This is a genomic window from Gordonia sp. 11cp (assembly GCF_057767225.1).
The window spans coordinates 3691126-3703162 of record NZ_CM173437.1 but is presented as its reverse complement, the minus strand read 5'-3'; the positions used below and the strand labels follow the sequence as shown (position 1 = coordinate 3703162).

The 12037-nt window shown below is 70.0% G+C and carries 11 protein-coding genes and 1 pseudogene; 5 read left to right on the top strand and 7 right to left on the bottom strand.

Translation table 11 applies throughout. From position 1 onward, the window contains the following. Positions 1 to 2: 2 nt before the first annotated feature. From AC3B6C_RS16585 to AC3B6C_RS16570, 4 genes and pseudogenes are all read left to right on the top strand, one after another. Positions 3 to 1334 (top strand): magnesium transporter MgtE N-terminal domain-containing protein, encoded by a 1332-nt coding sequence (locus tag AC3B6C_RS16585; RefSeq protein WP_010842921.1) that lies wholly within the window; start codon positions 3 to 5, stop codon positions 1332 to 1334. Further along, complete coding sequence (locus AC3B6C_RS16580) at positions 1331 to 1855, top strand: DUF1003 domain-containing protein (RefSeq protein WP_488373503.1); 525 nt, start codon at positions 1331 to 1333, stop codon at positions 1853 to 1855. The genes AC3B6C_RS16585 and AC3B6C_RS16580 overlap by 4 nt, the downstream gene beginning before the upstream one ends. Before the next feature lie 299 nt (positions 1856 to 2154). Next, positions 2155 to 3283 (top strand): annotated as a pseudogene (locus AC3B6C_RS16575) (lytic transglycosylase domain-containing protein). A 56-nt stretch (positions 3284 to 3339) separates the two neighbouring features. Next, positions 3340 to 4485, top strand: a complete 1146-nt coding sequence (locus tag AC3B6C_RS16570) for an Mrp/NBP35 family ATP-binding protein (protein WP_035717460.1) — start codon at positions 3340 to 3342, stop codon at positions 4483 to 4485. A 4-nt stretch (positions 4486 to 4489) separates the two neighbouring features. Here AC3B6C_RS16570 and tatB read toward each other — a convergent pair whose 3' ends face one another. From tatB to sigE, 4 genes are all read right to left on the bottom strand, one after another. Beyond that, positions 4490 to 4951 carry a Sec-independent protein translocase protein TatB gene (tatB, locus tag AC3B6C_RS16565; protein WP_010842917.1) on the bottom strand — a complete coding sequence of 154 codons (462 nt, stop codon included), beginning with the start codon at positions 4949 to 4951 and terminating at the stop codon, positions 4490 to 4492. A gap of 31 nt (positions 4952 to 4982) precedes the next feature. Continuing rightward, positions 4983 to 6524, bottom strand: a complete 1542-nt coding sequence (locus AC3B6C_RS16560; RefSeq protein WP_488373500.1) for a S1C family serine protease — start codon at positions 6522 to 6524, stop codon at positions 4983 to 4985. Positions 6525 to 6526: 2 nt separating this feature from the next. After that, entirely contained in the window at positions 6527 to 7108 is a 582-nt protein-coding gene (locus tag AC3B6C_RS16555) for a hypothetical protein (protein WP_014926292.1), read from the bottom strand. Positions 7109 to 7362: 254 nt separating this feature from the next. Further along, complete coding sequence (sigE, locus tag AC3B6C_RS16550; protein WP_010842914.1) at positions 7363 to 7974, bottom strand: RNA polymerase sigma factor SigE; 612 nt, start codon at positions 7972 to 7974, stop codon at positions 7363 to 7365. A 289-nt stretch (positions 7975 to 8263) separates the two neighbouring features. Here sigE and AC3B6C_RS16545 point away from each other — a divergent pair, with 289 nt between their 5' ends. Further along, positions 8264 to 8911: an O-methyltransferase gene (locus AC3B6C_RS16545; protein ID WP_488373499.1), complete on the top strand. Its 648-nt coding sequence runs from the start codon at positions 8264 to 8266 to the stop codon at positions 8909 to 8911. A gap of 18 nt (positions 8912 to 8929) precedes the next feature. Here the strand turns inward: AC3B6C_RS16545 and manB are convergent, their stop codons facing one another. The 3 genes from manB to rfbD all read right to left on the bottom strand — a co-directional run bounded on the left by manB (position 8930) and on the right by rfbD (position 11961). Continuing rightward, the gene (gene manB / locus AC3B6C_RS16540) at positions 8930 to 10063 is read right to left on the bottom strand and encodes a mannose-1-phosphate guanylyltransferase (protein WP_010842912.1); all 1134 of its coding nucleotides are present in this window, start codon (positions 10061 to 10063) and stop codon (positions 8930 to 8932) included. Positions 10064 to 10126: 63 nt separating this feature from the next. Beyond that, positions 10127 to 11005, bottom strand: a complete 879-nt coding sequence (locus tag AC3B6C_RS16535; protein WP_193363239.1) for a glycosyltransferase family 2 protein — start codon at positions 11003 to 11005, stop codon at positions 10127 to 10129. Positions 11006 to 11010: 5 nt separating this feature from the next. Further along, positions 11011 to 11961, bottom strand: a complete 951-nt coding sequence (gene rfbD, locus AC3B6C_RS16530; protein ID WP_488373498.1) for a dTDP-4-dehydrorhamnose reductase — start codon at positions 11959 to 11961, stop codon at positions 11011 to 11013. Positions 11962 to 12037: the final 76 nt, after the last annotated feature.

Below are 12037 nucleotides of genomic sequence, written 5' to 3'. Positions count from 1 at the left end.
CCATGTCGTCGGTGAGCAAGGTGTTCGTGGCCAGATTAGTCGGGTTGGCCGTCCTTGGTCCCGACGGCGAATCCATCGGACGCGTCCGCGACGTGGTGATCTCGATCCGGATGTCCGGACAGCAGCCGCGCGTTCTGGGTCTGGCGGTCGAATTGACTACTCGGCGTAGGATTTTCGTGCCCATGCTGCGGGTGACCGCGATCGAGCCGCAGGCCGTCGCCCTCAACACCGGCACCGTCAGCCTCCGCCGGCTCCACCTGCGGCCCGGCGAGGCACTCGCCATCGGGCAGGTCCTCGACACGCACGTCCGGGTCGTCGATCCCGACCTCCCCGAACTCGCCGACGCCGACGTGACGGTGATCGACCTCGGCATCGAACGCACCCGGACGCGCGACTGGGTCGTGTCCCGCGTCGCGATCCGTGCGGGCCGGCGAGGCCTGCGGAGGCGCCACGAGACCCAGGTCGTGGAGTGGTCCAGCGTGCAGGGCATCACCCAGAGCGCGCTGAACCTCCCGGGCCAGGGAGTCGCCCAGGCGCTCCTGCAGTTCGAGGGCATGCGCGCGGCCGACGTGGCCAACGCGCTGCGGGAACTGCCGGCGAAACGGCGCGACGAGATCGCCACGGCCCTCGACGACGAACGGCTCGCCGACGTGCTGCAGGAGCTGCCGCCCGACGACCAGAAGGAGGTCCTCGCCGCGCTCGGACGCGACCGCGCCGTCGACATCCTCGAGGCGATGGATCCCGACGACGCCGCCGACCTCCTCGGCGAGTTGCCCGACACCGAGGCCGAGGCGTTCCTGAAGGAGATGGACCCCGAGGAGTCCGAACCCGTTCGGCGACTGCTGCTGCACTCCCCCGACACCGCGGGCGGTGTGATGACCTCCGAGCCCATCGTGGTCACGCCGTCGACCACCATCGCCGAAGCCCTGGCCCGGGTCCGCAATCCCGACCTGACGCCCGCCGCGGCCAGCATCGTGTTCGTCGTCCGCCCACCCACCGCGACGCCGACCGGGAAGTATCTCGGGTGCGTGCACCTGCAGGCGCTGCTGCGGGAACCGCCTGCGCATCTCGTCGGCGGAATCCTGGACACCGACCTCGCCCAACTCCACCCCGAGGATTCCCTGGAGACGATGACGAGATATTTCGCGACCTACAACCTGGTCTGTGGACCCGTCGTGGACGAGTCCGGCCATCTCCTCGGCGCGGTGAGCGTCGACGACCTCCTCGACGAGATCCTGCCGCGCGACTGGCGTGAGACCGAGCCCGAGGACGTCGTCGACCCCGCCGGCCAGGGACCCCCGCCGGGAAGCCGCGCGCAGGTGCGGATCCGATGAGCGAGCCCGGACGCAAACTCGACACCCCCAGCACTCGTCGCACGATCTCGTTCAACCTCGACTCCGACGTCGTCGGGATGTACAGCGAACGCATCGCGCGATTCCTGGGCACCGGACGCTACCTGGCGATCCAGACGGTCATCGTGATCGTGTGGATCGCGCTGAACCTGATCGCGGTGTCCATCCAGTGGGACCCCTATCCGTTCATCCTGCTGAACCTCGCGTTCTCCACCCAGGCGGCTTACGCGGCCCCGCTGATCCTGCTGGCCCAGAACCGGCAGGAGAACCGCGACCGGGTCTCACTGGAAGAGGACCGGCTGCGGTCCGCCCAGACGAAGGCCGACACCGAGTTCCTCGCCCGCGAGCTCGCCGCCGTCCGCCTCGCGGTCGGCGACACCGTCACGCGCGACTACCTGCGCAAGGAACTCGACGACCTGCTGGACGAGCTCACCGAACGGCTGGGTGCCCCCGCCGGTGACGAGCCGTCTGCCCGCCAGGGTTCGCGCGACCACACCCGCTGAGCACCCGAACCCGGCGGTCCCGGCGTAACCCTGGCCCGCGCCGGAGCGATTCGATCACTGACGCCAATAGCGGAGTTCGTGTCTGGGACGTCAGACCCATATGTATGGTGGGTCACAGTCAGGATCGGATTCCGGTGTCGACCACGACATGACGAATCGGTCCGGTGCATCCATGCGAGCGGCTCTCGACCTGGGCCGCAGGTGGTGATGGCCGCGTTCTCGGGGGCAGATGTGTGTGACAACGGAGTGGACATGATCGGGCAGCGCCGTGGGGCCATGCTCTGCGATCGGAGCCGTCGATGAGGCCCCTCGACCTCGTCCGCCGTCGCCGCGGGCCGCGCCGCCCGTCCTCCTTCCCGCGACGCGCCGCCACGCTGGCGGTGGGTGGCGGTCTGGTCGGCGCCCTGGTCCTGGGCACCGCGACGTTCGAGCGCCTCGGGCGGCTCTGTCGCCGCGCCGGTGGCCGAGACGGTCGCCCCCGTCGTGGTCGCCGAGGTCGTGTCCGGTTCGCCGGTGGCGCTCCTCGGCTTCGCCCCGCCGCCGGAGAAGCCCGCGACGGCGCTCCCGGCGCCGCAGTTCCGACTCGCGAACGATCTCCCCTCCGGTCCGCTGGGGATTCCCGGCGTCGTACTACAGGCCTACAAGCTGGCCGCCAACCGCGTCGCGGCCGAGAGCCCCCAGTGCAAGCTCCCCTGGTTCCTGCTGGCCGGAATCGGACGGATCGAGTCCAATCACGCGAGCAACGGCTCGGTCGATCAGTACGGCACGACCATCAACCCGATCGCCGGTCCGGTCCTCGACGGTTCCCTGGCCGGCAACGCGGTCATCAAGGACACCGACGGCGGACGCATCGACGGCGACGCCGGGCACGACCGCGCGATGGGCCCGATGCAGTTCATCCCCAGCACCTGGGCCGCGTGGGGCTCCGACGCCAACGGCGACGCGAAACCCGACCCGAACAACATCTTCGACGCCACCTACTCGGCGGGCCGGTACCTGTGCGCCGGGGTCACCGACATCATGAACGAGCGCACCCGGGTGTCGGCGGTGCTGCGCTACAACCGTTCGATGGAGTACGTCGCGAACGTGCTCGGCTGGGCCGGGGCCTACGCGACGGGCGTGATGCCGACGAACCCCATCCCGGAGATGAAGCGCAAGCCGTCGAGCAGTTCGAGCAAGTCCAGCAAGCCGCGCGCACCGGAGTCCGGGTCGTCCTCGTCCTCGTCGTCGTCCTCCACCTCGCGCCGGCCGAGTCCGCCGCCGCAGCCGTGCATCATCGTCTGCCTGCCGTCGATCCCACCGTTGTTCCCGGGCCAGCCCGCGCCCCCACCGCCCAAGAAGGACGCGCCGGCGATCAAGCAGGCACCGGCGGGCAACGCCGGGCCGAACCGGCCCGGCGCGGCGAGCACTCCCGTACCGGTTCGCTGACACCGTGACCCGGGCCTCCGCCGGGAGTCATCGGCGCCGCCGGTAGTCTGGACCAGATGACAACAGGAGTCGTGCCCACGGAATCGGCAGTTCGCGCCGCTCTGGGCAAGGTCAAGGATCCCGAGATCGGCAAGCCGATCACCGACATCGGGATGGTCAAGTCGGTGACGATAAACGGCGACGCGAGTGTCGACGTCGGCGTGTACCTCACGACGTCGGGCTGTCCGATGCGCACCGAGATCGCGCAGCGCGTGGAGACGGCCGTGTCCGACGTCCCGGGGGTCGGCGCGATCCGCGTCGAACTCGACGTGATGGACGACGAGCAGCGCACCGAGCTCCGCAAGAAGCTGCGCGGGGACAAGGCCGAACCGGTCATCCCGTTCGCCCAGCCCGGATCACTGACCCGCGTGTACGCGGTCGCATCGGGCAAGGGCGGCGTCGGCAAGTCGAGCGTGACCGTCAACCTGGCCACCGCGCTCGCCGAACGCGGGCTCAGCGTGGGTGTGCTCGACGCCGACATCTACGGCCATTCGGTTCCCCGCATGCTCGGCAGCGACGCCAAGCCCACCCAGGTCGAGCGCATGATCATGCCGCCGATCAACCACGGGGTCCGCTTCATCTCGATCGGACAGTTCACCGACGGCAACACCCCGGTGACGTGGCGCGGTCCGATGCTGCACCGCGCTCTCCAGCAGTTCCTCGCGGACGTGTACTGGGGCGATCTCGACGTGTTGCTCCTCGACCTGCCGCCGGGCACCGGCGACGTCGCGATCTCCATCGCGCAGCTGATCCCGGGCGCGGAGATCCTGGTCGTGACGACACCTCAGCAGGCCGCCGCCGAGGTCGCCGAACGCGCGGGCGCCATCGCCCTGCAGACGCGGCAGAAGATCCTCGGTGTCGTCGAGAACATGTCGTGGCTGGAACTGCCCGACGGCAGCCGCATGGAACCGTTCGGCTCCGGCGGCGGCGAGCAGGTTGCGCAACGCCTCACGCGTGCCGTCGGCGCTCAGGTCGACCTACTCGGTCAGGTGCCGCTGGAGACCGCCCTGCGCGAGGGTGGCGACGCCGGTGTCCCGGTTGTGCTGTCGGCGCCGGAATCGGCCTCGGGGTCAGCGCTGCGCGCGATCGCCGGCAAACTCGCCTCGCGCAAGCGCGGTCTGGCCGGGATGAGTCTGGGGCTCGACACCATCCGTAATTCCTGACCGGTCAGGTCGCGTCCCAGTCGGCAGCGGCGGGACGTGACCCGGGACGGGGAGTACGTTCCGACCCCGCGGCGCTCGTCGCCGACGATTCCGGTTTGTCGAACGACAGCGGTGCCGAGACCGGCTTGATCTCCGGCGCCGCCGGGGTGGTGTTCCGGTCGATCGTGGTGGCGCTCTCGTTCAGGCGGAAGAGCGAATCATCGCCGTCCAGAAGGTGTTTCGTGACGATGGACCGCGGCGTCATACCCCGGAGCTCGTTCAGGTCGGCGAGCGGTTTGCGCAGATCGTCGAATTCCGGACCGAGCTCGTCCTTCAGCTGGTTGCTCGCCCCGGTCGCGTAATCGCGCACCTTCTTGACCGACTGCATCGTCCAGGAGACGGCGCCGGGCAGGCGTTCGGGTCCGAGGATGACGAGTGCCGCGACCACCAGGATCGCGATCTCGCCCCATCCGATGCTGCTGAACATGTACCTCGTCCTGACCCGTGCCGGTGATTTTCTAGTCGCTCGCCGGAGTGATGGTACCGCTGAACGTCCGACCGGCACGCCAGTACTGGAACGGGACCGACTCGCCGATGTTCGCGGTCCGGATCGCGACGTTCAACTCGTCGGCGCTCTCGATCGGCCGGTTGTTGAAGGACGTGATCACGTCGTTCTCCCGGACTCCCGCGCGTTCGGCGGGGCTACCCGCCACGACGTTGCGGACCTGCGCACCGAGGACCCGCTCATTGCGGACCGAGCTCGCATTGACCCCGATCTGCGGGTGATTGACCCGGCCGTCGCGGATCAGCGCCTCGGCGATGGGCTTTGCCTCGTCGATCGGGATCGCGAAACCGAGTCCGATGTTGCCGCCGCCTGCGCCCAGGCGCCCGGCGGTGTTGATCCCGACCACCTGGGCCTCGGCGTTGACCAGTGGTCCGCCGGAGTTGCCCGGGTTGATCGCGGCATCGGTCTGGATGGCGTCGATCACCGCGTCGGTGTCGGACTCCGCGTCGGGCGTCAGCGCCACGGCACGATCGGTCGCACTGACGATGCCGCTGGTCACGGTCCGGTTGAGTCCGAGTGGAGATCCGAAGGCGACGACCTCCTCACCGATCTGGAGGTCGCCCGAGCTGCCGAGCACCGACACCGTCGGGTTCTCGACGTTGTCGACCTTCAGCACCGCGAGATCGGTCTTGGGGTCGCGGCCGACGATGCGCGCCGGGACCCGCTGGCGGTCGAAGAACACGACCTCGAGTTTGGCGCTCTTGTCGTTCGCGGCCATCGAGATCACGTGATTGTTGGTGAGGATGTAACCCTCTTTGTCGATGACGAATCCCGACCCGGTGGCGTAGGCACCCGCGGCGCGGACGTCGATGGCGACCACCGACTTCTCGACGGCGCGTGCCACCTCGGCCACCGAGGACCGGGGTCCGGTGTCGCCGTCGGTGTCCTCGGTGGACAGTTCGACGGTGTCGCTGGTGAGCGGAGCGGCCACCTCGGCGGTGTATCGCCCCATGAGACCGCCGACGAGTCCGATGAGCAACGCGATCATCGCGAGCGTCGCGAGGGCGACCCAACTGAGGCGCTTGCCGAGCAGGATGTCCCGGACGCCGAGCTTGGGGCCTGGTTCGGTCGGCGTCTCCGAAGCCGCGGTCGCCAGCGCGGGCGCGTCCAGCCGGGCCGGACTCTCGGGGTCGCGCCACGGATCGTCCGGCGTCGGCGGCTGTTCGGTCTGCCCGTAGGTCGCGAGCGGGTCCCGCTGCAGGGTGTCGGTGGATCCGGCCGGCCGGCCGAATGCCTCGGCGAGTACCGGGTCCGGGGCCGCGATCTGTGGCTCGGGCGGGCGGGCACCGGCCGAGGTGGCGAACGATCCGCGCACCCCCGACGGACGGCCGAACACCTGCGCGGTCGACGGCGACACAGGTGAGTGTCGGGATCTCGACGGGGTCAGACGTTGCGACTCGGGTGGTTCGGCACGACGCGCGAACTGTGCATCACCCGTATCGGGGGAATCGGCGCCGGGAGAACCGGCATCAGGAGAATCGGGATCGTGGGCCACGTTCACCGGCCCCGGCGGCGGAAGGCGCGACCCCGACCGGAATTCCGGTCGAGCGGGCCTGCGGAGGGGCGCATTGCGTCGCGGACGGCGGGGATTCCGTCGGTCGGCGCATCGGGCGACGCGGCGCCGGGCCCGAGGTCGCGCGACCGGGGACCATCGGAGGACATGTCGATCTCCCGCGTCGGGATCTGTGAGAGCTGACCGAGGAGGGAGTCCGGTATCGACACCCGGCCGGACTCGCGGAGTCGGGTGCGGGCGAGGGACTGCGCGTCCACGGCCGCCACGCATTCGGGGCACAGCGCGAGGTGATGAGTCGCCCGCGCATGCGCGGACATGCCGAGCTCACCGTCGACGAACGCGGCGACCGCCTCGGGGGCGAGGTGCTCGGTGGGTGCGAAACCGCGTCCACCGGCCGTTCCCGGCGCACGGTAGCCACGGTTGGGCAGGAACGACGAGGGAGCCGGACTCCAGGTGTTGGGGTTCCACCTGGCGGGGGTCCAGGAAGACCGTCGGCGACGGAGGTTCGGCGTTGGTGGCTCGACACCGCCACTCCCGGTCGGACGCCCGCGATCGCCGTCCATCATCGTCGTTCACCCCTCTCCACGACGAAACCGCCGCACGATGAATCCTTGTTGGTGGGCCTACTGCTCCACTGCCACGGTACCGACCGGCGGCAATCGATGCGTCCGCCGAACGGGCGGTCGTCGGCGGATCACGCAGACCGTCGGCATCGTGCGCCGCGGCACGTGCAACGTCTCAGCTTATCCGAGACCGACAACGAAGCTCGGCCGAGAAGGGTTCCCGGGACGGGCGGCACCGGCCCAGGCGGCGGCCGGGTTCAGGGACGCGAGCCGATCGCGACCGAACGGCTGCTGGTGTGGCCCTGCGCCGCGAGGGCGTCGCGGATGCTCTGTCGGCCGCGGTGGATGCGGCTGCGAACGGTGCCCAGCTTGACGCCGAGCGTCGCCGAGATCTCCTCGTAGGACAGCCCTTCGATGTCACACAGCACCACCGCCGCGCGGAAGTCGGGCGCCAGTGAGTCCAGGGCCCGCTGAAGGTCGGGGTCGAGATTCGTCGCGTCGAAGATCTGCTGCGGATCCGGGGTGTCGGCCGGCACGCGGTCGTACTCCTCGGGCAGCGCTTCCATCCGGATCTTGCTGCGGCGTCGGACCATGTCGAGGAACAGGTTGGTGGTGATGCGGTGCAGCCAGCCCTCGAAGGTGCCGGGACGATAGTTCGACAGGGAACGGAAGACCCGGATGAACGTCTCCTGCGTCAGGTCCTCGGCGTCGTGCTGATTCCCCGACAGGCGGTAGGCCAGGCGGTAGACGCGGTCGGCGTGTTCGCGTACCAGGTCGTCCCAGGACGGCATGAGCAGTTCGTCGCCGGTGGCGTCGAAACCTGCGGTGCCCGCGGGCACGGCGTCGGCGGGATCGCGGGGATCGATCATGGTCGGTGGTCGGTTCCTCTCTCGTGAACACGCACCCGGTGACCCAAGTACTCACCGAATCGAACAGATGACTCCGGTTGGGTATTCCCGAACTGCCGGGGGTTCACACCGACCTCCCGGGAACTGTCCCAACCGGAACAGCTCTCACCCTCTCCTATCCGAGTGTGGCCGCCGTATGAGGCGCCTGAGTGTTGCCTGAGGATGCGTCGCCCCTCTCGCCGCGAGCGGATTCGTGCAGGTCTGGCGTGCCGCGTCCGATTCCGCCGCGGGCTCGGACTAACCTCGACGCGTGACCGAGTCAACGCCGTCCGCGCGCCCCGACCTGATCGCCTACGCCGAGTCGGCCATCGTCGAGGACGACGCCGTCATCGCCGCCCGCGCCCGCGCCGAGGAACTGGGCGCGACGCCGGTCTCCCCGGCAGTCGGGGCGTTGCTGGCGCTGCTGGCCCGCGTGGCCGACGCGCACGCCGTCGTCGAGATCGGCACCGGCACCGGGGTGAGCGGCCTGTGGTTGCTCAACGGCATGTCGCCCGACGGCGTGCTGACCACCATCGATCCCGAACCCGAACACCACCGGGCCGCGCGGGCGTCGTTCGCCGGCGCCGACATCGCCCCCGGCCGCACCCGCCTCATCAACGGCACCCCCATCGAGGTCCTGCCGCGGTTGTCCGATGCGTCCTACGATCTCGTCTTCGTCGACGGACCACTGCTCGACCTGCCCCGATTCGTCGGCGAGGCGGTCCGGATGCTGCGGCCGGGAGGGGTAGTGGTCGTGCACAACGCGACCGCGGACGGGACGGTCGGCGATCCGGCCCGCACCGAACCTCCCACCGCGGCCGCTCGCGAGGCGGCACTGCTGATCGCCGACGACGAGCAGCTGCTGCCGGTGGTCATCCCGTTGGGTCCCGGTGTGCTCGCCGCGGCGAAGATCCGCTAGGCGGATCCGCCGGCCGGACTAGACGTCCGTGGAGAACCGGACCCCGTTGTCGGGGATCTCGATGCCCGGCCACACCCGCGCCCCGCGCAGCAGCTCACAGCGCGCGCCGATGTCGGCGCCGTCGCCGATGACCGTGTCCCGGATCAGGGCTCGCGGGCCGATACGGGCCCCGAAGCCGATGATCGACCGTTCCACGACCGCGCCGGCCTCGATCACGGCGCCGTCGAAGACGACCGCACCGTCGAGGCGGGCCCGCGGCCCGATCTCGGCGCCGCGACCGACCACGGTGCCACCGATCAGGAGGGCACCCGGGCCCACGCCCGCACCCTCGTGAACCAGGGATTCGCCGCGACGGTCCCCCAGAGCCGGTGAGGGCGCGATCCCGCGGACGAGGTCGGCCGAGCCGCGGACGAAGTCCTCCGGCGTACCCATGTCCCGCCAGTAGGCGTGGTCGACGTGCGCATGGACATGACTGCCCTCGGCGAGCAGGCGGGGAAACACCTCACGCTCCACCGACACCGGCAGCCCGGACGGAATGGACTCGATGACCTCGCGCTTGAAAACGTATGTGCCGGCATTGATCTGATCGGTCGGCGGGTCCTGAGTCTTCTCCAGGAACGCGGTGACCCGACCGTCGCCGTCGGTGGGCACGCAACCGAACGCGCGCGGGTCGCTCACGCGCACGAGGTGGATGGTGACGTCGGCATCGGCAGCGCGGTGACTGTCGATGACGTCGCCGACGTCGGTGCCGCCCAGGACGTCGCCGTTGAACACCACGATCGTGCTGGCGGTCAGTTCGTCGAGGACGTTGCGGATGCCGCCGCCGGTGCCCAGCGGCTCGTCCTCGGTGACATAGCGCATGCGCAGTCCCAGTTTCGAACCGTCGCCGTAGTACTCGCTGAAGACCTCGGCCTTGAACGAGGTGCTGAGCACGATGTCGCGGATACCCGCCGCGCGGATGCGGGACAGCAGGTGGGTGAGGAAGGGCAGTCCGGCCGTCGGCAACATCGGTTTGGGCGCCGACAGGGTGAGTGGACGCAGGCGGGTTCCCTTGCCGCCGACGAGGATGACGGCCTCGACGTCCTCCCTGATGTCGTCCGATCCCCCCACAGACTGTCTTTCCACCGACTCACGCACGGTGTAGTTGTCCACTGGATCGGGTCCTTCCTCGAGGTGACTGGTGTTCACTTCAGCATTCGGTGTTCACTTCAGCACTCAGCGGCTGTTTTCGCTCGCCGACGCGCGGCGCGCCGCACGGACGGCCAGCCGGGACCGCACGCCCAGACCGACGCGCAGCGCCAGGCGCAGCGGCGCCCGCCACGGGCCGGGATTGCGGTCGGCCTGGAACCGGTAGGCACTGCGATGGTGCGCCGGCAGCATCTTCTCCGGATGCCGACCTGCGCTGTGCCCCTTGGTGTGTACGACCTCCGCGGTGGGCACGTACACGTTCTGCCAGCCCGCCTTGCCGAGCCGGTCGCCGAGGTCGACGTCCTCCATGTACATGAAGTAGCGGGCGTCGAATCCGCCGATGGCGTCGAAGGCTTCACGCCGCACGAGCAGACAGGATCCCGAGAGCCATCCCACAGCACGCTCCGAGGGTGTCTCGTCGTCGGCGCGGTAGGCCGCGGTCCACGGATTGGACTTCCAGACGGTGCCGAGGATCGCGTGCCCGGTGCCCGACACGAGGTCGGGAACCCGGCGAGCCGACGGGTAGATCGAGCCGTCGGGCTCGCGGATCAGCGGACCGAGCGAGCCCGCGCGCGGCCAGCGCTGCGCGGCGGCCATCAGCTCCTCGATGGCTCCCGGCTTCCACTCGACATCCGGGTTGGAGATGAGGATGAACTCGACGTCGGGGTCGACCTCGGCGACCCCGCGGTTCATCGCGCCGCCGTATCCGATGTTGCCGCCGGTCCGGACGAGGGTCACCGCGTCGTACTCCTGCTCGGCCCGTTCCGGCGCGCCGTCCTCCGAACCGTTGTCGGCGATGATGACCTGCGGCATGACGTCGGTGACGGCGGCAAGACTACGCAGGAAGGTCGCGAGGTGATCGCCGGAGAAATAGGTCACCGTCACCACGGCTGGCTGAACTGGCACGCCGCTCAGGGTAACGAACGGGTGCCGGCGTCCGACGCGGCGATCGCCGCGTGCAGCGCGGGCCGCCACGGGCGGAGCGGGGTGAGTCCGGCTGACGCCCACGACTGTCCGGACAGCACCGAGTAGGCCGGACGCGGCGCCGGGCGAGGGAAGTCTGCGGTCGTGGTGGGCAGGACCCGGTCGGGCTGTGCCCCGATCTCCTCGAAGACGCCTCGGGCGACGTCGAACCACGTGGCACTGCCCGAGTTCGTCGCATGCAGGACCGCACCGGCGACCTCGGGACGCGCTCCGCCCTCGACCAGTTCCCAGAGGCCGTCGGCGAGATCGCGCGAATAGGTGGGCGACCCGAGCTGGTCGTCGACGACCGACACGGTCTCCCGTGACTGCTCGAGCCGCCGCATCGTGCCGACGAAGTCGCGGCTGTCGGGTCCGCCGGTGTACACCCACGCCGTGCGCACGACGGTGGCCCGCGGGTCGGCCGCCAGCGCCGCGCGTTCGCCGTCGAGTTTGGTGCGGCCGTACACGGTGGCCGGTGTTCCGCTCACGTCGCCGGGCTCGTATCCGCCGCCCGCGCCCTTCGGCGACTCCGCCTCGGCGGTCCCCGGGAACACGTAGTCGGTCGAGACGTGGATGAGCCACGCGCCGGCCTCGGCGGTCCGGGCCGCGAGGATCTCGGGTCCGGCGGTGTTGACCCGGCGCGCGCCCTCCTCGTCGGACTCCGCCCCGTCGACGTCGGTGTAGGCCGCACAGTTCACCACGACGTCGTCGGCGGCGAGGTCGCCGAGCGCGGCGGCCACCGAGGTCGGGTCGGCGATGTCGATGTCGGCCGAGGTGAGCGGCCGCACGAGCGTGTCGTCGACTCGCGCCGCGCGCTCCTGCAGGGCGGTTCCGAGTTGCCCGCCGGCTCCGACGATGTACACGGTGGGGTTGCTCGGCGTGACACGCATGGGCACCATCGTGCCGGACCCGGGTGAGGTCCTCCACTCCGCCCGGACCGCACACGTGACGACGGCTACTCACCCGCCCGGCGTT